Annotated in this window: 18 protein-coding genes; 14 read left to right on the forward strand and 4 right to left on the reverse strand. The window is 51.7% G+C overall.

Features of this window, described 5'->3' with window-relative positions; genetic code table 11:
- Window positions 1-8: 8 nt before the first annotated feature.
- On the reverse strand, window positions 9-1,517 hold the full coding sequence (locus tag B5D32_RS04630; RefSeq protein ID WP_078783937.1) for a recombinase family protein: 1,509 nt from the start codon (window positions 1,515-1,517) through the stop codon (window positions 9-11).
- Window positions 1,514-2,557, reverse strand: coding sequence for a hypothetical protein (locus B5D32_RS04635; RefSeq protein WP_078783938.1), 1,044 nt, complete (start codon window positions 2,555-2,557; stop codon window positions 1,514-1,516). The genes B5D32_RS04630 and B5D32_RS04635 overlap by 4 nt, the downstream gene beginning before the upstream one ends.
- A 209-nt stretch (window positions 2,558-2,766) precedes the next feature.
- Between B5D32_RS04635 and B5D32_RS15180 the strand changes: the two genes are divergently transcribed.
- From B5D32_RS15180 to B5D32_RS04675, 9 genes are all read left to right on the forward strand, one after another.
- The gene (locus tag B5D32_RS15180; RefSeq protein WP_159446982.1) at window positions 2,767-2,904 is read left to right on the forward strand and encodes a hypothetical protein; all 138 of its coding nucleotides are present in this window, start codon (window positions 2,767-2,769) and stop codon (window positions 2,902-2,904) included.
- 17 nt (window positions 2,905-2,921) lie between these two features.
- Window positions 2,922-3,179: a hypothetical protein gene (locus B5D32_RS04640; protein WP_078783939.1), complete on the forward strand. Its 258-nt coding sequence runs from the start codon at window positions 2,922-2,924 to the stop codon at window positions 3,177-3,179.
- Window positions 3,180-3,371: 192 nt separating this feature from the next.
- The gene (locus tag B5D32_RS04645) at window positions 3,372-4,544 is read left to right on the forward strand and encodes a Rep family protein (RefSeq protein WP_078783940.1); all 1,173 of its coding nucleotides are present in this window, start codon (window positions 3,372-3,374) and stop codon (window positions 4,542-4,544) included.
- Window positions 4,545-4,559: 15 nt separating this feature from the next.
- Complete coding sequence (locus tag B5D32_RS04650) at window positions 4,560-4,799, forward strand: hypothetical protein (RefSeq protein ID WP_078783941.1); 240 nt, start codon at window positions 4,560-4,562, stop codon at window positions 4,797-4,799.
- Window positions 4,796-6,232, forward strand: coding sequence for a hypothetical protein (locus tag B5D32_RS04655; RefSeq protein WP_078783942.1), 1,437 nt, complete (start codon window positions 4,796-4,798; stop codon window positions 6,230-6,232). Before B5D32_RS04650 ends, B5D32_RS04655 begins: the two co-directional genes overlap by 4 nt.
- Window positions 6,222-6,620: a hypothetical protein gene (locus tag B5D32_RS04660; RefSeq protein ID WP_078783943.1), complete on the forward strand. Its 399-nt coding sequence runs from the start codon at window positions 6,222-6,224 to the stop codon at window positions 6,618-6,620. Before B5D32_RS04655 ends, B5D32_RS04660 begins: the two co-directional genes overlap by 11 nt.
- Before the next feature lie 4 nt (window positions 6,621-6,624).
- The gene (locus B5D32_RS04665; RefSeq protein WP_159446983.1) at window positions 6,625-8,244 is read left to right on the forward strand and encodes a DEAD/DEAH box helicase; all 1,620 of its coding nucleotides are present in this window, start codon (window positions 6,625-6,627) and stop codon (window positions 8,242-8,244) included.
- A gap of 37 nt (window positions 8,245-8,281) precedes the next feature.
- Window positions 8,282-9,007 carry a transposase gene (locus B5D32_RS04670; RefSeq protein ID WP_159446984.1) on the forward strand — a complete coding sequence of 242 codons (726 nt, stop codon included), beginning with the start codon at window positions 8,282-8,284 and terminating at the stop codon, window positions 9,005-9,007.
- A 20-nt stretch (window positions 9,008-9,027) separates the two neighbouring features.
- The gene (locus B5D32_RS04675; protein ID WP_078783946.1) at window positions 9,028-9,279 is read left to right on the forward strand and encodes a hypothetical protein; all 252 of its coding nucleotides are present in this window, start codon (window positions 9,028-9,030) and stop codon (window positions 9,277-9,279) included.
- 48 nt (window positions 9,280-9,327) lie between these two features.
- Here B5D32_RS04675 and B5D32_RS04680 read toward each other — a convergent pair whose 3' ends face one another.
- Window positions 9,328-9,579 (reverse strand): helix-turn-helix domain-containing protein, encoded by a 252-nt coding sequence (locus B5D32_RS04680; protein WP_078783947.1) that lies wholly within the window; start codon window positions 9,577-9,579, stop codon window positions 9,328-9,330.
- A 209-nt stretch (window positions 9,580-9,788) separates the two neighbouring features.
- Between B5D32_RS04680 and B5D32_RS04685 the strand changes: the two genes are divergently transcribed.
- Both B5D32_RS04685 and B5D32_RS04690 read left to right on the forward strand, forming a co-directional pair.
- Window positions 9,789-11,036, forward strand: coding sequence for an Ig-like domain-containing protein (locus tag B5D32_RS04685; protein ID WP_078783948.1), 1,248 nt, complete (start codon window positions 9,789-9,791; stop codon window positions 11,034-11,036).
- 910 nt (window positions 11,037-11,946) lie between these two features.
- Window positions 11,947-12,630 (forward strand): DUF6568 family protein, encoded by a 684-nt coding sequence (locus B5D32_RS04690; protein WP_078783949.1) that lies wholly within the window; start codon window positions 11,947-11,949, stop codon window positions 12,628-12,630.
- Between the two features lie 80 nt (window positions 12,631-12,710).
- Here the strand turns inward: B5D32_RS04690 and B5D32_RS04695 are convergent, their stop codons facing one another.
- Complete coding sequence (locus tag B5D32_RS04695) at window positions 12,711-13,355, reverse strand: SprT-like family protein (protein ID WP_078783950.1); 645 nt, start codon at window positions 13,353-13,355, stop codon at window positions 12,711-12,713.
- Window positions 13,356-13,893: 538 nt separating this feature from the next.
- Here B5D32_RS04695 and B5D32_RS04700 point away from each other — a divergent pair.
- The 3 genes from B5D32_RS04700 to B5D32_RS04710 all read left to right on the forward strand — a co-directional run bounded on the left by B5D32_RS04700 (window position 13,894) and on the right by B5D32_RS04710 (window position 19,251).
- Entirely contained in the window at window positions 13,894-14,604 is a 711-nt protein-coding gene (locus tag B5D32_RS04700; RefSeq protein WP_078783951.1) for a LytR/AlgR family response regulator transcription factor, read from the forward strand.
- Window positions 14,601-15,884 (forward strand): ATP-binding protein, encoded by a 1,284-nt coding sequence (locus B5D32_RS04705; protein ID WP_078783952.1) that lies wholly within the window; start codon window positions 14,601-14,603, stop codon window positions 15,882-15,884. Before B5D32_RS04700 ends, B5D32_RS04705 begins: the two co-directional genes overlap by 4 nt.
- A gap of 373 nt (window positions 15,885-16,257) precedes the next feature.
- The gene (locus B5D32_RS04710) at window positions 16,258-19,251 is read left to right on the forward strand and encodes a glycoside hydrolase family 3 N-terminal domain-containing protein (protein WP_078783953.1); all 2,994 of its coding nucleotides are present in this window, start codon (window positions 16,258-16,260) and stop codon (window positions 19,249-19,251) included.
- Window positions 19,252-19,263 lie beyond the last annotated feature (12 nt).

The following is a 19,263-nucleotide window of genomic DNA, read 5'->3' on the forward strand; positions in this document are numbered from 1 at the left end:
ACTCTTAATCAGTGGGTCCTGGGTTCGAGTCCCCGATGGTGCACCATCTGTCCCATAGACGAACTTTCGAGATCGTCTATGGGAATTTCTTTTACTCCGTTTTGCGTTTTAAGCAGGACGGAGATTTTTTTGTTTTTGCCGTCTGGCGTATCATATAAATATATTGAGTCAACATAGATATTAACAAGGCTTTGGCGGTATAGGATATTATCTTCGCTGCCATTGCGGATGCGTGTCAGGTAGTTAATTACATCTTCTATGGTGACGCTTTTGCCACTTTGCAGCTTTTCGTGTGCAATACTGGCTTCAATCTGCTGTTCCTCTGCTTGGCGCTTGGCAAGCTGCGCGGTGAGCACCTCGATAGCTTGTCCTTGCTCTATGGCATGAAGCAAGTTTTCCTGCGCTTTTTTCACTTCTTTTAATCTTTTTTGTAGTGCAGCAAGATTGGAAGATGAATTCGATTTTTTATCCTGCGCAACAATTTCTTTGGCAATGTCAGCAATGGTGGTATCGTTCATCGTACTGCGAATTACTTTAACAACAGCGTTTTCAATCAAATCTTTTCGCACGTTACTTTTGTGGCAAACATTCCCTTTCTTTCGGGCGTTGACACAAGAATAATATTGATAGGGAACACCTGTGTGAGAGTACCCGCTAATACCCGTCATAGGGGCACGGCACTCGCCGCAATATAACTTGGTTGTTAGGATATACTGTTCGTCTGTAGCCTTGGCGCGAGCCGGGGCCTTTTTGTTTTTCTGCATCATTATTTGTGCCTGTTCAAAAAGCTCATCGTCTATGATTGCGGGAACAATGCCGCGATAATCTTGACCGTGGTAGTGGGCAATGCCGATATATTTGCGGTTGGTTAAGATGCGCCGGATGCTGTTTTTGTTGTATTCGTTTCCCTTTTGTGTCTTAATACCCTGTTGGTTAAGATAACGGATGATATCGGCCATTGTAGCATTTGCAGCGTACATCGCGTAGATTCTGCGCACAATGGGGGCAGTATCCTCATTGATAACATATTTTTTGTCTACGATTTTATAACCGAGTGGAGTTTGACCGCCGAGCGTTGTACCGTTTTCGATACAGATTTTTTGACCGCGACGGATTTTTTGAGCTAATTCTCGGCTGTAATATTCTGCCATACCTTCTAGTACGGCTTCCATCAACACGCCGCTGGCATCGTCCGATATTGGCTCCATAGCGGAGATGACTTTCACACCGTTACGCTTTAAGCGCTCCTTGTATATTGCACTGTCATACCGATCACGAGCAAAACGGTCAAGCTGGTACACAAGAACGCCGGAAAAGGTTCGCTTAGCGCTGTCGGCAATCATCCGCTGGAACGACGGCCGTTGATCGGTGCGGCCGCTGATAGCACGGTCAATGTATTCGTTAATAATTTGCAGATTGTTTTGTTCGGCATAACGACGGCAAACTTCTAATTGCCCCTCAATGGATGTTTCTCGTTGGCCTTGATAGGAGTAGCGTGCATATATAACGACATTCATTTTTTGGGCAATCCTTTCGTTTGATTTTCCCAGAGCTCGTTTAATTTTTGGTCAAGGACAGCTGGCTTCCAAGTGGCTGTTTTGGCGGTTGCATAAATTGCTCTTGCGTTGCTATACCAGTTATCATAAGCAGTTGGCCAATCGTATTCATTGGCCATTTTATTGTTGCGTTTTCGGGCACGTGTCCATACTCTTAATAAGGTGTCTTTGTCGCCTAATAGAATGGTATCACGTAATTTTTTGAACTGCGTTGCGTGTTCGCTGCAGCAGCAGATGGCATCTTTTCTGCTTCTTGTTGTGAATTTTCCGCAAACCGGGCAAATCAAAAGATTGCTTTTGTCTGCATTTTTTAAGTACAGTACAAGGAGTAGATAGATAAAATCGTCAAAATAGTTTATTTCGTATTGAAAAGAAAGATCAATTGGTGAAAAGCTAAATGCGAACTGTCTTGTGCCAAAATCAGAAAGGTTAGTAATAAGCAGATTTTTGAATTTTGCAACACCTTGATTGCTTTTGGGGCTACCATGCAGATAAGGAATTTCTTCATATTTGACCGGAATCTCAAAGGCTCTATGAAGTTGTAATACCCAGTAGGTGTAAAAAATATCGTCTACAAAAGATAGAAAGTATTGGTAATCGTCTTCTGAGAGTTCTTTCAGTTCCGGGAAAAACTTTATAAAAGAAAGGCTGCCCAAAATTTTTTTAAAATTTTCTTGACAGGAAGAGTGACGCATTGTCAGGTCTGACTTGTAGCAAGATGCAAGATATCTGATTTTGTCACCTAAATCCGAAAAGGTGTCAAGTACATTGATAGAATCCGCAACGAGTAGTTCGCCAGTTACAGTACCCGGGAGGGATGCAGATACCGTATTGGCTACAGGATTTTTTTTCAGTACCTGCTTAATCGTAGCTGCAAGTATAGGCATCTGGTCTTGGTATGCCGTACAGATTTCCGTAAAAATCGCATCAATAGTGGTATCCAGTGGGTGCATATCGTCTGCAATTAAGGTAATGTGCAGGCCGTTAGATTGCAAAATCATATTTATATCACTCCCAGCATAGTTGGCACATAATCGCTCTATATACATTATATAATAGAGGCTTTTTATAATCAATAGGTGGACACAAAATAAAACATAAAAATAGCGCTAAAATGTGGGCGCTGCAATATTGCTCCTTTCTTGGTATAATATAAGTGTAGACAAAAAATAAATAACAAAAACAAGTCTACAAGAAGGGCGGCGAGCGAATGGATGATGCAGTGGTGTACTCGCATGAGCAAAACAGATTGTTTGCGGCATGCATCTACTCCAGCGTAATGGAAGCACTGCGGGCAGAGTCCACAGAGAGCGCCGCCGAAAACGAAACAGCGGCAAAAACCGCATAATGAAAAGGAGAACAACTATGAAACTGATTGGTTATCGCGAGGCTAATTTTCGCCCGGACAATGGCAAGGGTGAGGAAATCAAGGGTTACATGATTTATCTCGGCAATGAGATTGATCCTCGCCGTGGCGGCGGTATGGAAGCTGAACGCCAGTATCTGACGCAGAGCAAGATTGACCGCGAGGGCATCTCTCTGCCGGAGCTGTGCGGCAAGGATGTCAATGTCTATTACAACCGCTATGGTAAGATTGCCAGCATCCGTCCCATGGACGATTGAGGCAACACCACACCGATTGTGGTAGCACTCACAAATCAATCGCATAGGCTGGAAAAAGCCCTAACCAATGGGATTTTACCCCATCAGGAGGGCTTGTCCTGATGGGGTGTCAACAGGCTATATTGTGGTAGGTTTGTGGTAAGGCTATCGAGAGAGGGGATGTGAAATATAAATCTCCGCAAATGTGAAATTGTGCAGCAGATACAGTATCTGCCGGGCTATCCAGACAACTGGCGCCAAGAGATGGAACATAAGCTGGACAATCACCCCAACGTGGAAAAATGGGCGTACATTCCTCATGACAGTGATGTGGATGAGGATGGTAAGCCAGTTGCACCACATATCCATCTTGTGCTCGGACTCAATGAGTCATTGAACACCAGCACCATCGGCAATATTATTGGTGTGCCGCAGCAATATGTATCACCAATCAAGCAGAAAATCAAAGCAGGGCGCTCCTATCGTGCAGATATAGGCGGCGCTCTGCTATATCTGACGCACCGCAATGCTCCGGAAAAGCACCAGTACAGCGATGATCAAGTTGTCGCAAAAGCTGGCTACGACTGGATAGCAGAGCGGGCCAAAAGCGAAAAGGCACAAGAGGCCAATAAATCATTTCAGAAAGCGATTGAGGGTATCAAGGCAGGAAAAATTCGCCGCTACAATTTGACGGATTATGTGTCGATGGATAACTACATCGATAACAAAACTGAGTACGAAAGGGCTTTTGAGTATCGCGAAAACTCGTTGAAAAATAAGACCAACCGCAAGATAAGCGTCATCTACATTGAGGGTGATGCGGGCTCTGGCAAAACAACGCTTGCGAAAAAGCTATGCGAGGATAAAGGGTTAAGCTATTGCCTATCCGGCAGTAGCCGCGACCCGGTGCAGGACTATAACGGGCAGGATGCATTGATACTGGACGATTTTCGTCCCGGGATTATGCCACTGTCCGATGTACTCAAAATGCTGGACAACAACTCGGCGTCCTCTGTATCGGCAAGGTATCATGACCGTTGGCTGGAGGTATCGCTTATTATCATAACAAGCGTGCTTACCATCGACGATTTTTACGCTGCCGTTGCTGATAACAAAGAGCCAATAGCACAGCTTAAGCGACGCTGTAAAAAGTTGATACATCTGACTCGCCATACGATGGATATCTATGCATACCGTGCCGCAACACAGGAGTATGCACTGATTGGCTCCGGGCCTAATCCAGTGGCAGCAATGTATGCGGATGTGACCGATGACAGCGAGGACGATTTGAAGGATTTTTGCCGCTCATTGGGCATAGAGTACAAGCCGGAGGGACTACCCTCGGATTATGTAATCCAAGATGAGCAGAAATCTTTGTTTAAATGACGAAAGGGAAATTCTATGAAAGCAACACTGAATGGTATTGTATATGATACCGATACCGCAGAGCGGCTGGCAGATGTCACACACATACTTGACCTGTTTGCAGATGGCGCACGTCAGTATGTGCAATCTGTATACAAAAACTGCGATGGCAGATATTTCCTGCGGGTGGAAACATCGGACGATGACTATGTTGTGCCGCTGACGGGAGCAGAAGCGGATGCTTACTTGTATAAATACGGGAGAAAAAGAATATGAACGCAACTAAAAACGAACTGCAGCACAACACGATGCTGCATTATTACATTGGTACGACCGTCAATGGGGCAAAAGGCATTGCGCATACGGTCAAGGCCAATCCGCTGTGGATTGTTGCAATGCTTGTTATGGCTTGGCTGGCATACAGTGTGCAGGATATGCGGGCAACCGAGTCAATGGGCAGCATCGGCCATCTGATGACTGTGCTGCAAAGCGTTGAGATGCTTGCTGTGGCAGCAATCGCATTGGTCGTTGTATGCTACCGCATAGGCAGTGTGACCGGGGCAAAACAGATGTACCAAGATCTTTTACGCGGCGGCATTGTCAATTCGGCCGGTGAAGCGCCACTGCTTGTTGAGAGAAAACGCATTGACGGAGAGCAGGAAAATTGTCTGTTAACGTTCAAAATCAAGGGATTGCCGCTGGAACGATGGAAAGACCTATCGCCAACGATTGCGGCATCGCTTGGTGTCTATGTTGTAGAAATCAAAGAGGGCGCAGAGCCATACACCTACACGGTGCATACCGTTGCCAACGATGCATTACCTACGCGGATTGACTGGTCGCCCAGCATTATCCCGGATAGGTCGACCAAATTTGCGCTGGGCGAGGCCGTGACCGGCACAGTGTATGCGGATATCCAAAATGACCCCGGCATCCTGACGGCAAGTGCAACAGGCGGCGGTAAAACGATGGAAACCAAAGGCATTGCAGCACAGGCATTATATCGTGACTACATCCTGATTGTGGCCGACTATAAGTATGTGGAGTACGGCGGCATCTGGGGCAGCAAGGGCACATATATCGTGCACGACGACGAAAATCTGCTGTGGGTTATGCAGCGCCTGATCGAGCGCTTACATGATCGCCGCGATTGGCTGGCAGAACACGATTGCCGCAACATCGATGACTACAACGAGCGTTACCCGGATAATAAGCTGCGCCGGGTGATGCTGTTGATTGATGAGGCTGCGATTGCACTGGACACAAGGACGCAAAATAAGGCTAAAAAGGCAGCAAGGCAGGAAATTGTCGAAGCAATCAATGAGCTGGCCTGTACAGGACGTTTTGTCGGATTCTCTTTTCTTATCAGTTTGCAGCGCCCGTCTGCAGAGGTGCTTTCTGGCGAACTGCGCAACAATCTGACGATTCGGCTGGTTGGCAAATCTGACGCAAATCTATCTATGTTGGCGCTGGATAACGCTGATGCTGCAAAGCTGATTCCCAGTGATACGCCGGGACGCTTTTTGACGAGTAACGGCGAGATTTTGCAGGGGTATTACTTCGAGGACACCATGCTGCGCAATCTGCCCGATAAAAAATCTCCGGCGTGGGAATTTTTGATGAACGGTGAAAATTTGTATCATCAAATGACTATGCAGGAACTTGAAGAAAAGAACAAAACAAAAGGAGAAGACAAAAATGAGCAGTAAATCCAAAACTCTTTCGGCGGTGGGGTATGCATCTGCAGATATATTTCTGCAGGTCATCCGCGAGAATATGACCCCCAAAATGGTTGCAGAGGCGCAGGAACTGAGTAAGAATACGGATGGCTTGGCGCTTGTTTACACTATCTCTCGTGAGGACATTGATGGTGCCGGTGTATGGCGAGAGGAAAAGGTCTATCAGTACCGCAATAGTGATGGGGGCAAATGCATTCTTATGATCGGCAGCGGCGGAGAGCACACAGTGTGGCATATTGCTACAGCGGATGGCTACCAGCCGGGCTCTGGCTGTTTGCTCATGACTGTGCAAGAGAGCCTTTTTTACAAAACAACAGTTTTCAAACTGCGTACAGATGATCCGTTTATATGGGGGTGATAAAATGATAACGAATAACAAAGGCTCGCCCGTGCCGCCTTTGCGCGACTACCAGCAAGAAGCGCTTGCTCGTATGCAACACTATGAGGGGCGTGCTGCGCTTCTGGTGCTGGCAACAGGGCTGGGTAAGACACGGATTTTCACGGAGTTTCTCCGCTGGGAAGTCAACGAAAACGACCATCATTGCCTGATTCTTTCCCACCGGGAGGAACTGGTACACCAACCATTAACCTACTTACAAGACCTTACTTGCGGTGTCGAGCTTGCCGATAAGCGTGCAAACCATGAGCCGATTATTAGTGCCTCGGTGCAGTCGCTTGTAAGCCGCCTTGACAAATACAATCCGCGCGAGATTGATACAATCATCGTGGATGAAGCACACCATGCAGCAGCACCTACATATCGCCGGATACTGGATTATTTTCAAAACGCGCAGATTTTTGGCTTTTCTGCAACCCCGCATAGGGGAGATGGCGTTGGTCTTGGCTGCGTTTTTGAGGATATCATCTATGATAAGGATGTGCTGTGGGCAATAAAAAACAACTACCTTGCGCCGATTAAGTGCCGTCAGGTTAACCTGAAATACGACATGGGCAAGGTTAAAATCCGTGAGGACACCAACGACTACGACCAGACAGCAGTTGCCCGTGTAATGTCCGGTACGGCGGCAGGCGTTGTGGAAGCATACAACAAATACGCAAAAGGCCCGACGATTATTTTTGCGGCGAGTCTTGATGAAGTGCGCGACATAACGCATCTTATTAACAAACAAAGCAACAGCAAGATTGCAGCTGCGGTAACGGCTGCCACACCAGACCGGGACAGACTGCTTGAGGCATATACGCTTGGTCTTATCAAGGTGCTTGTTAACTACTCCATTTTTACTGAGGGCACAGATTTGCCCGCAACGGAAACAATTATCATAGCACGGCCAATTGCACCGACCAATGTAGGCTTATACGCACAGATTGTAGGGCGCGGGCTTCGGCCTTATCCGGGCAAACCGTGCTGCAATGTGATAGACTGCGTGGGAATCAGCGACTATCCAATCTGCACGGCAGCAACATTGATCGGGGATGAACCTAAAGAACCCCAACCGCAAAAAGCAAAGCAGGAACAAATGGCGGACAGTGAAGAACAGATTGAGGTATTGCCCGCTGAAAAAATCCCTGATACATGGATAAAAAAAGAACGCGAGGTGGATGTAATGGATGTTGGCATGGGAGCTGATATGCACGATGTTGCATGGATACCGCTTACAACTGGCGGCTATTTGCTGCCGATTCCGGGTGTGACCTACAAAATCAGCAAGCCATTGACAGATGGAACGGTTTTTCTGTACAAAAACAAGAAATCTGCCAAAAGCCCGATGCCTCTGCAGTTCATTTTTGACTGGGTGTATCAGGATCTCCGGCAGAAACACGCCAACGCAAAATATATCTGGTGCAAGTCAGAGCGCAAGCGCTGGGACAACCAGCCAATCACGCGCGAGCAGGTAACGCTTATCAAAAAACTTGCACCTGATTACAAAATCAACACCAAAAAGACAACACGCGGGGATGCTTCCGCTATCATTCAAAATCTGTTGTATATTCGGCAGGCAGGTGATAGCAATGCCTCGTAGACCACGCAGGATGTCGGCAAGCGGCATCTACCATGTGATGATTCGCGGCATCAATAAAATGCAGATATTCAATGATGACGCGGACAATATACAATTTCTTCATTTCCTTGAATTCACGCAAACCGATGAATTTCAAATCTTGGCGTATTGCCTGATGGGCAACCATGCACATCTGTTGATACGCACATCCAAAACCGGCATTGAGCCGCTGGAAGCCGGGATGAAAAGCCTGTGCATCCGTTATGCAGCATATTATAACCGCAAGTATGAGCGGATAGGTACACTGTTTCAGGATCGCTACAAGAGTCAACCGGTCACAACGGTAGGATATTTTTTGCGCGTACTGCGCTACATCCATAATAACCCGGTGGCCGCTGGCATTACCGATACAATGGCCGACTACCCTTGGAGCAGCTACCGCGACTACTTTGCAACACGCAGCACTTGCATCTGCAAGGTGCACACAGAATATGCCATGCAGATTAAAACACATGACGAACTCCTGCAGTGGCATACAAAAACAGAAATCAACACCCGCGGCATACTTGATGTTGACAATTCAAAAAGTAAAGTCAGTGACGCGGAGATTAACCATATCATCACGATACTTACCGGGATGCCCGCTGCGCAGCTGCAGCGGTTGCCGGAAGAAAAGCAAGCACAAGTGTTCCAACGCCTGATTGATGAGGAAAGCATTGGATTTAGTCAGCTTGCCCGCCTGACAGGGATAGAAAAGGGCAGAATCAAGAGGCTTATATTATAATGTAAAGGAGTACACACAACATGGACAATGTAACGGTTACAGCGGCAAGAAATTATGACCACTACCGTATTGGAGTAGTTTCCGTTTATGGTGATGACTGGTACTTTTGTCTGACCGAGGATAGACGGCTGCTGTTGAGCAAGACCGAGGCCGGGGAGTATGGCAATGCCGAGAGCATGGGGCTGTCCGCCGATGTTGAGGCCGGAATCTATGATGCGATTAAAATGGATATGGCCGAGGAGGATTATTTGAATCCTCGCTCTCGCTATTGATAAGTTAACATCAAAAAAAGAGCGGTAAGGTTAATCCCTGCCGCTCTCTTACTCTGTTTCTTCTGGTTCGTTTGTTCTGAAATCATCACAATCGAAGAAATCATATAAGGAAATCCCCAATCCATCGCATAGGCGTTTAATGGTAACGATACCGGGGTTCCGACTGGTACCGTGAACAATGTTTTTGACTGTTGTCGGTGGCACTCCTGCAGCACGCGCAAGGCTGTTGATGTTGTAGCCATGCTCAGCGCATAGTTGTTGGATGCGCTTTGCCGTAGCTTTTTGCGTGTACAAGTTCATCACCGTCCATATATAGTCTTATATTAGAGTACCATTATTGACACTCCAATGCAGACTATATATGGACTTTCGTCGGCGGCTGTGCTATACTCTGCTTATGAGGCATTATCGGGGACGGGGGAACCCTTGGCTTGCCCCGTCCACATAATGCGGAAAAATCAAAAGCCGTCGATCCTCAATAGATCGACGGCGAAAGGAGAAGAAGCCTTATGAAATTTTCAAAAATCCAATCACCCGGGACATTTACCCGTATCGCGTGCCTGATTATGGCAGTCGCGATGGCCGTCAGTCTGGTTGGCTGCGGCGTCGATATCACCTCAGTGGGGCTGCCCACCGACATTGTGCTGGAAAAGGGTGAGACCCAGCAGCTCAATATCGAGTATGGCACCGACGACAAGGCCGAGCAGGAAAAGATTGCCGAGGCAGCATCCAAACTGAATCTCACCTGGTCCTCCTCCGACGAAGAGGTTGCCACGGTTGATGAAACTGGTCTGGTCACTGCAGTCGGTGCCGGTGAGGCTGATATCACAGTATCTGTTGCAGATGCCAATATTTCTTCCACGACCCATATCAAGGTCGTGATTCTCCCCACCGGAGTAGAAGCCCCCGAAACTCTGAGTCTGGAACTCAACGGTGAGGCTACCAAGGCGCTGGGTGCTAAGATGACTCCCGAGGACGCCACCGATGTCAAGCTTGCTTACTTGAGCAGCGATGAGTCGGTAGCGACCGTGGATGAGTCCGGTAATGTCACCGCAGTAGGCGTTGGTGAATGCACCATCACCACTACCATCGTGGCAGACACCACTGCTACGGCAGAGGACGCCGGTGTGGACAGCGAGATGCTGGTCGTTCCCGAAAACGCTAAGGCCGAGACCAAGGTCACCGTCGGTAAGGCAATCGAGTCCATTACGCTGGATTCCAATGAAGGCGTTCTGACCGTTGGCAACACGCACACCATCAAAGCAACCGTGTTCCCGGAGGATGCTACGGACAAGGCCGTTACTTGGAAGAGCAGCGATGAGTCCATTGCTACTGTAGATGCGGAAGGCAATGTGACCGCCAAGGACACTGGGAATGCCACGATTACGGCAACCAGCGAGTCTGATGGGGATGTGAGTGCTGATTATGCGCTCACGGTAAATAAGGCTGCAGCTAAGCCTGCAACCAACTATAGCGGAACTACCAGTTCCGCAGGTGCAGCAACCACGCCGAGTTACACTGCACCGTCCGCTCCTTCCGCTTCCACGCCCACTTATGTGCCTGCACCGGCACCGGCTCCGGCTCCGGCACCGGCACCGGCTCCCGACCCTGCACCTGCTCCGGCTGAACCTTCTCAGCCGAGCGGTGGTAGCTCCGGTGGGGGAATGGGAGTCGGAAGTTACGGTGAGATTCCTCACGACCCGAACGGAACACAGGGTTCCGGTACTGACTGGACGCAGGGTGCGACTCGTTCGTAATTGAAAAGATTACGCACCGCAAGAAATTGCGGGAGAACTGACAATCCGATAGATAGGGATATCTACCATAAACTCCGACATGCGATATATGACGAAAGTCAAGTCGTGTGAAGCTCGGTGAAGTCGGCAGAAGGTTGACTCATGAAGCCAACTGATATGCCGGTGGTCCGTACCCATGGTGAGTATGACCGTTTCGGTCTGACGAACCTGCGAAATAAAGGGATACAGTCCATGCAGCGATGCATGTCGATGATGCAGCCAAGTAAGGACTTGCGTACGAAAGGCTGCCAAAAAGGTCATCGGTCCCATAGCAGGCACCTAAAGGTATATGTGACGGATAGGATTGTTGGAACGGGGAAATGTATCGAACATCAATAGATGTAAACTGACGAAGAACAATAAGCAGTTGAATCGGTGCAGAAAAGTAGAGGTCGAAGTTATGATGGCACTTGTAATGAGTGTCGGAGCAATGGCCTCAAGTCGGTGATAAGTCACCGAGGGAGCGCCGTGTGCGATGAAAGTCGCATGCACGGTGCGGAGTGGGGGAAAACAAAGAAAACCGCATAGCCGACAACGACCATGCGGTACGAATAACATCTGGCACAGAGAGATGTCAGACGATATTTATATTTTACCAGTTCTGGTGGCATTATCGGGGATGGGGTAACCCATGGCTTGCCCCGTCCACATAATGCCATGGTCAAGAATGAAAATACTAAATGTCGTTGCATCGCGCGTTATTCGTAGAATTGTTACCTATCACTATACAGTTCCAATGGTAGTTTGGATGGTGGTTGCGAAGGAAATTGCGACTAACCACTTGTGTGGTTAGTCGCAGCCTCGCTAGATAATGGGGACGGTTCTGTTTTGAACAGTTGACATCAAAAAGGCAAAGCAAGCAGAGAAAGGAATGATCGCTATAAAAAAGAAAACGATGCTGCATATCGGCTATGCAGCATGTATTCTCTTGATGACGATGGCATTGCTATGGCGTTCGTCAATCGGATATTGCTTTGCTTACGAATATGATTCACAAAACGGAACCACCGACAAAGACGGAAACATATATCTATCATTGGATATCAAAACAGACAACCCGTTTATCGTTCAGACGGATGAAGAAATTCTGTCAGATATTGAAAGCGGTTATACAGGCTATGTTTATTTTGGCTATCCAACCTGTCCATATTGCCGGAATACAGTGCCTGTGTTGATAGATGTTCTCAAAGAAAACGGAATCGAGAAAGTCCTTTATTGCAATCTCAAAAAATACAACTATCAATTCGGGTATTCGGCAGAATCCGACATCGTTGAAACGCAGCACGGAACAGCAGCCTATGACAGTCTGCTGCATGTTTTGTCGGAGTACACGGTTCCCAAAACAATCAAAGATGCGGGCGGTAACAGCTTGGATACAGGAGTAAAAACAATTTATGTTCCGGCTGTCATCAAGTTTGAGAATGGCGCTCCGGTATCTTGCTGGCAGTACAAGGACGCAGGACTGAAGCTGAATAACGGGCAGACCATCTACGACAAATGGACGGATGCGCAAGCAGAGCTTGTACACAAAAGCATGGTCGGAATTTTGATGTAAACAAATCAAAACAAACCACAGGCCGCTTGCGGCCCGAATTTTGGCACAAAAAACCGGGGGCATTTCGCTCCCGGTTTTCTTTATTGCTGTGCAACCATCAGTACATCACAATCCGCGCATTTGATATTGACCACCTTTGTAGCCCGCACACTGTTTTTGCAACAGGGGCACATATATTTTATGCTGTGGCTGTTGGGACTTGCTCCTGCAGGGCTGCCGGTTGAGCTTCCCGCGCCTTTGCCTTTGGTGGTGTAGCTCCATTCAATGCGGTTCATTCGTATATCTTCCCAGCCCTGTTCTAAAATAAATTCACACAGCGCTTCGGTAGGCTCTGTAATGCTCCAACCGATGCGCGAGTCGTAACTGATTTTCAGATCGCGGGCTTCGGCAGCATACTTGAACTTTTTATTGTGGTATTGCCCGCCTCGGCTGCAATCTTGTATGCCGTTTTGGATGTTCCAGAGATGGACGCACTCATGGAGGGTAGACGCCACCACGTTTTCTATTGGGCGTGCAAGCGTTCCTGCGCCGATGTTAAGCTCGTGGCGGGTTGTATCGCCTCTCTGCCATGCTTTGGCTACGGTGACGTGTCCGTAGGCTCTGGGCGTGCTTTGAATCGTGATGATGGGTTCTTCCAACTCGCCGTTGAAATACTTCGCGTTCAAAGCGCGGAAAATTTTCTCAAGGTATCCTGCGGTGCGGCTGGTTTTGATGGTTTCCTTCATGGTGTTTTCCTCGCTTTCGCATTATCAAAATAAAATTCTGTATCCCGACCGGGATAAGGAGTTGCGGGTTGTTCCGCGATCAGCGGAAAAAAGCAAGGAAAAGCCCCAGTCAAGAGGACTGTGGAATACCGCAAGCAAAGCGAGGATATGCCGCAAAAGTCTCTTTACTGGGACTTTGGATTGATTTTATAATTTATGCAGGAACAACAGAACCGTTGTTATAGTGTAGCAGTTATAATGACACGGTGCGCATATACCCATAAGTTCGTTTTTGGGTTATTTTGGTGCACCAAAAAAAGCCTTACGGAAACGTAAGGCTTTTTTCATAATGATTGCCGCTTTGTGTGAGTGCTTTCGTTTTGCCGCTGACTTCTGACCGAGTCAACGGCTCTTTTTGTTTTGTAGGAGAGTAGGAGAGAAATTCATCCATCCCGGAGATGCAACAACAGCCGCAAACGGCTCGGGAGGGTCATTCTTGTTGCCATGCACCGCGGCAATATGCTATACTAAAGAAAAAACAGAAGGGGAGGCACTGCGGATGACCCGCATTGCAATCGTAGAGGATGAGGCCGCCGTCCGGGAGCAGCTGGCGGGGTATGTGCAGCGCTACACGCGGCAGTATGGCACCCAGTTTGAGGTGACAATGTTCACCGACGGCGTCGAAATCCTTGAGGACTACCGCCCGGTCTACGACATAATTTTTCTTGACGTAGAGATGCAGCATCTGGACGGTATGGAGACTGCCCGCCGTATCCGCGAGCTGGATAGCGATGTGCTGCTGATTTTTATTACGAACATGGCGCAGTATGCCATCAAGGGGTACGCCGTCGGTGCGTTGGACTACGTGCTCAAGCCTGTGCCGTACTTTGCGTTCTCGCAGCAGCTGCAAAAGGCTGTGAACCAGCTGGCCAAGCGGACGCGGCATTATCTGGCTGTGCCGGTGGACGGCGGTATGCGCCGATTGGACGCTGCTACGATTTATTATATCGAGAGTGAGGGCCACCGCGTCCATTTTTACACCGAGGACGGCGACTTCTCCGCACCCGGCGCACTGAAGGCGCTGGAGGAAAAGCTGACGGGCCGTCTGTTTGCGCGGTGTAACAGCGGCTATCTTGTGAATCTCGCGCAGGTGTCGGGCGTGCAGCAGAACACGGTGCAGGTCGGCCCGCATGAGCTGCAGATCAGCCGCCCCAAGCGCAGGGCGTTTCTGGCTGCGCTGGCGGATTACATCGGGGGTGAGGGCGCATGATGACGCTGCCGGACATCCCGCGGCTGTACACGGCGCTGGCAGAGGTTCTTGCCGTGCTGGTCTACGCGCAGGCCGCGCCGCCCCGCGCTGCAAAGCCTGTGACCTATGCTGCCACGGCGGGGTGGGCCGCGGTGCTGGGCGTGTTTTTGCAGCTTACCGGCAGTGTGCCGCTGGCGTGGTGGCTGCCCTGCATGGTCGCGGCCATCGCGTGGCTGTACCTGTATCTGTGGGGCACGCGGGAGATGAATTTACTGGAAGCCGGTTACAGCTGCGCCCGCGCGTTCATTTTGGCGGAGCTGGCCGCCAGCGTGGAGTGGCAGCTCCACTGCGTACTCTGGCCGCAGCAGCGGGCGACAGCACCGCTTTCGGTACTGCTGCTGGCGGCGGTCTACACGGCAGTCTACGGCTTTTTGTATTGGCTTGAGCGCCGCCACGCTGCGCCCACGCGGCTTACCATTACCGCGGCGGCGACGCTGATGGCTGTCGTCATGGCGGTCACGGCGTTTGCGGTCAGCAATCTGAGCTTTATCTCCGACAACGGTGTCACGATGAGCGTGATGAGCATTTTCTACATCCGCACGCTGGTGGATATGGCGGGCGTGCTGATCCTGACGGTCCAGCATGAGCAGCTGCGCGAGGCCGCACTGCACAGCGAGCTGACGGCCATGGACAATGTCCTGCGCCGCCAGTATGAGCAGTATAGGCAGAGCAAGGAGAACATCCGCCTTATTAACCGCCGCTATCATGAGCTGAAAATGCAGATCGCGGCCATCCGTGCCGAGCGCGACCAGGCCAAGCAGGACGCCGCGCTGGCCGAGATGGAGAGCGGCATCCGTCAGTACGAGGCCGAGAACAAGACCGGCAACCCTGTGCTGGACACGCTGCTGACGGCGAAAACGCTCTACTGCCAGCAGCACGGCATCAATCTGACCTGTGTGGCGGACGGTACGCTGCTGCATTTTCTGACGACAGGGGAGATCTGCACGATTGTGGGCACGGTGCTGGACAACGCCACCGAGAGTGTGCTGACCGAGCCGGACCCCGAGAAGCGGCTGATCCGGGCCGCCATCTACGCGCAGAACGGCTTTGTGATGCTGCGGTTTGAAAACTACTGCGCTGACCCCGTGGAGCTTGGCCCCGACGGCCTGCCCGCCCGCAGCAGCCACGGCGGCTACGATTTAAAGAGCGTCCGCGCTGCCGCCGAGGCCCACGGCGGCACGCTGACCCTGCACTGGGAGAATGAGTGGTTCACGGTGCGGATTTTGCTGCCGCAGAAGTAGCAAGGATCGCGGCAGCGGAAACTACCCGCGGGCGGATATGGAATCCGCCCCTACAATGTAGGAATCGATGCTCGTCATCGACCCGGGAGCCTTGCGGCGGCTGCCATGCTCACCCCTGTAGCGGCGTCAACCTTCCCCCACAGGGGAAGGTCTTTTTGCTATGCCGCAATTTGCACAAAGAAGGCGCGGTTGTACTTGTACAAAATCACAACAAAATTTGCCCGGTCAAGCGGCAAACCTGCAAAGTATGCTTCAAAAACGGCAGCTTGTGCGAAAAATACACCTATCGTGCCGCAATCTGCTACAATAGAATCAACGCAAAACATGGGCCCGCTTTTGACAGGTGTATACTGTTTAAAGAGGAGAAAAACAAATGACAAAGCAACCCAAAGTCCGCAAGCCGCACCCCGTACTGCACGGGACCGGTCTGGTGCTGTCCGTGATCCTGTTGGTCGCTGTACTGGTCGGCACCTACGTTCTGTCCACGATGGCCACCATCATTGACAGCTTCATCGGCGCACCCAGCGGCCACTATTCCGACGCTGAAATTGCCGACACCAAGGTCAAGGCGGAAGCGCTGGCCGCTGATGTCGAGGCCGAGGGAACTGTCCTTGTCCGGAACAACGACAACACCCTGCCGCTGGCCGCTGACAACAAGAAGGTCAACGCCTTTGGCTGGGCCTCCACTGCCTGGCTGGGCGGCGGTTCCGGCTCCGGCGGCGTGTCCGGCGTCAACACCGATTTGCTGGCCGCGCTGACCGCCTACGGCGTTGCGTACAACACCGAGCTGACCGACATGTACAAGGATTTCCAGGATGGCCGCGAGTACACCCGCACCCTGAGCGCCTGGCCCGAGCAGTCCGGCCGCCTGTATGAGCCTGACATCAACAACCGGACCTACTATACACAGTCGATGCTGGACAACGCCAAGAGCTTCTCCGATACGGCTGTTGTCGTGATCGGGCGTCTGGCGGGCGAGAGCAACGACGCCACCAAGCAGCAGTACAAGCGCACCGAGAAGGGCGGCGACATCGTTGTTGACGACACCCGCACGATGCTGGAGCTGACCACCGAGGAAGAAAATCTGCTGAACTACGTCGGCGCAAATTACGCCCATGTGGTTGTGCTCATCAACTCCACTAATGTCATGGAGCTGGGCCAGATCGAGACGATCCCCGGCATTGATGCCTGCCTGATCGCCGGCCTGTCCGGCTCCGAGGGCGCGACTGCCGTGCCCGAAGTGCTGTGGGGTGACCGCGAACCCAGCGGGCGCACCGCCGATACCTGGGCTTATGACCTGACCACCGCCGCCAGCTATGCGAACGCCGGTTTGGAGGGCGTCGGCAAGTACAGCGACGCCGACGGCCTCTACCCGGCAGACGGCACGACGAGCGGTAACCTTGACACGCCCTACGCCTATGAGCAGGTTTCCTATGTCGATTACGCCGAGGGCATCTACATCGGCTACAAGTGGTACGAGACCGCCAACGCCGAGGGCTACTGGGACGCCGAGAGCAACGAGCACGGCACCGGCTACGACGCCGTTGTGCAGTATCCCTTCGGCTACGGCCTGAGCTACACCAGCTTTGATTGGAAAGTCACGGACGCCACCGCCAACGGCAGCGCCCTGACGAAGGACGGTAATGTGACCGTCAAAGTCGCCGTCACGAACACCGGTGACCGCGCGGGCAAGGACGTTGTCCAGCTCTACTATACCGCCCCGTACACGGCAGGGGAAATTGAAAAATCCAGCGTTGAGCTGGGCGCGTTCGCCAAGACGAAGGAACTGGCCCCCGGCGAGAGCGAGGAAGTCACCCTGACGGTTCCTGTCTCCGACATGGCCAGCTACGATGCCTACGACGCCAACCACAACGGCTTCACCGGCTATGAGCTGGATGCGGGTGACTACATCTTCACCGTGCGCCATGATGCCCACGATGTGGATGACGACGCCAACGCGACCATCACCTGCAGCCTGCCCGCAGGCGTGCAGTATGCCGAGGACACCGTCACCGGCAATGCCGTTTCCAACAAGTTTACCGGCAGCGACGCCATCGACGGCGTGAGCCTCGACGGCAGCGACTCCGCACAGAACATCACCTACCTGACCCGCGCCGACTTTGCGGGCACCTTCCCCAAGACGAACACCTCGACCCGTGCCATGACCGACAACGTCAAGGCGCTGAACCTCTACACCGCCGACGATGCCAACGGCTGGATCAACGACGCTGATGAGACTATTACCACCGGCGCTAAGAACGGCCTGAAGATCGAGGACAACGGCGAGACCACCGACCTCGGTTTCCGGCTCGGCTCTGACTTCAACGACCCCCAGTGGGATGCCCTGCTGGATCAGCTGACCGTTGACGAGATGGAAAACCTCTACATCAACGCCTACGGCGGCCTGGCCGAACTCAAGAGCGTCGGCAAGTCCAAGAGCAAGGACGCCGACGGCCCCGCTCAGATCGGCGGCTTCACCGGCATGGGAGCCGGCACGGGCTTCCCCAGCTCCAGCACGCTGGCCCAGACCTGGAACGCAGACCTTGCCCAGGAGGAGGGCCGCACCATCGGCACGCAGGCCCTGCAGAACGGCTACACCGGCTGGTATGCCCCCGCCACCAACATGCACCGCAGCCCCTTCAATGGCCGCAACTATGAGTATTATTCCGAGGACAGCCTGCTGTCCGGCGTCATCTGCGGCAACACTGTGACCGGCGCAAACCAGACGGGCGTCTACACCTATGTCAAGCACTTTATCTGCAACGACGGCGAGAGCGGTATCTACCGCGATTCCGTCTATACCTGGATGACGGAGCAGACCCTGCGCGAAACCTACCTGCGCCCGTTCCGGATGCTCGTCGAGGATTACGACGCAGTCGGTCTCATGAGCAGCTACAACCGTATCGGCGCTGTCTGGGCAGGCGGCAGTGAGGCGCTGCTGACCGGCATCCTGCGCGACGAGTGGGGCTTTGACGGCGCGGTCATCACCGACTACTGCGACCACCACAGCTACATGAACGGCGACCAGGCCCTGCGCGCAGGCGGCAGCCTGTGGATGGCGGGCTTCACCGGCGGCGCTATGACCTTTGAAACCGGCTCTAACAGCTACCTGCAGGCCCTGCGCCGCGCCACCAAGGAAGCACTGTACATGTACCTGCATGTCCGCGTGACCAACCGCGACTATGCTGACAGCATCGGCGACACCACCGCTGTGCGCCATGCGTTCACGACCTCTGTATTCGGCTGGCGTCATCTGGTTGCCCTGATCGACATCGTGGCCGTTGTCCTGTTCGCCCTCGCCGTGCGCGGCGTCGTCATCGACGTCAAGCTCCGCAAGGCAGCCAAGACCGAGAAAAAGGACTCCTGATTCACCAAAGGA

The organism is Gemmiger formicilis, assembly GCF_900167555.1.
Classification (GTDB): Bacteria; Bacillota; Clostridia; order Oscillospirales; family Ruminococcaceae; genus Gemmiger; species Gemmiger formicilis.

Bases quoted from the DNA above. Each gene is read 5' to 3' on its own strand.
- B5D32_RS04650 (WP_078783941.1), top strand. From the start codon at position 4,560: ATGAAAGCAACACTGAATGGTATTGTATATGATACCGATACCGCAGAG.
- B5D32_RS04700 (WP_078783951.1), top strand. From the start codon at position 13,894: ATGACCCGCATTGCAATCGTAGAGGATGAGGCCGCCGTCCGGGAGCAG.
- B5D32_RS04635 (WP_078783938.1), bottom strand. From the start codon at position 2,557: ATGATTTTGCAATCTAACGGCCTGCACATTACCTTAATTGCAGACGAT.
- B5D32_RS04690 (WP_078783949.1), top strand. From the start codon at position 11,947: ATGATCGCTATAAAAAAGAAAACGATGCTGCATATCGGCTATGCAGCA.
- B5D32_RS04685 (WP_078783948.1), top strand. From the start codon at position 9,789: ATGAAATTTTCAAAAATCCAATCACCCGGGACATTTACCCGTATCGCG.
- B5D32_RS04705 (WP_078783952.1), top strand. From the start codon at position 14,601: ATGATGACGCTGCCGGACATCCCGCGGCTGTACACGGCGCTGGCAGAG.
- B5D32_RS04630 (WP_078783937.1), bottom strand. From the start codon at position 1,517: ATGAATGTCGTTATATATGCACGCTACTCCTATCAAGGCCAACGAGAA.
- B5D32_RS04665 (WP_159446983.1), top strand. From the start codon at position 6,625: ATGATAACGAATAACAAAGGCTCGCCCGTGCCGCCTTTGCGCGACTAC.
- B5D32_RS04680 (WP_078783947.1), bottom strand. From the start codon at position 9,579: ATGAACTTGTACACGCAAAAAGCTACGGCAAAGCGCATCCAACAACTA.
- B5D32_RS15180 (WP_159446982.1), top strand. From the start codon at position 2,767: ATGGATGATGCAGTGGTGTACTCGCATGAGCAAAACAGATTGTTTGCG.
- B5D32_RS04660 (WP_078783943.1), top strand. From the start codon at position 6,222: ATGAGCAGTAAATCCAAAACTCTTTCGGCGGTGGGGTATGCATCTGCA.
- B5D32_RS04655 (WP_078783942.1), top strand. From the start codon at position 4,796: ATGAACGCAACTAAAAACGAACTGCAGCACAACACGATGCTGCATTAT.
- B5D32_RS04670 (WP_159446984.1), top strand. From the start codon at position 8,282: ATGATTCGCGGCATCAATAAAATGCAGATATTCAATGATGACGCGGAC.
- B5D32_RS04640 (WP_078783939.1), top strand. From the start codon at position 2,922: ATGAAACTGATTGGTTATCGCGAGGCTAATTTTCGCCCGGACAATGGC.
- B5D32_RS04710 (WP_078783953.1), top strand. From the start codon at position 16,258: ATGACAAAGCAACCCAAAGTCCGCAAGCCGCACCCCGTACTGCACGGG.
- B5D32_RS04695 (WP_078783950.1), bottom strand. From the start codon at position 13,355: ATGAAGGAAACCATCAAAACCAGCCGCACCGCAGGATACCTTGAGAAA.
- B5D32_RS04675 (WP_078783946.1), top strand. From the start codon at position 9,028: ATGGACAATGTAACGGTTACAGCGGCAAGAAATTATGACCACTACCGT.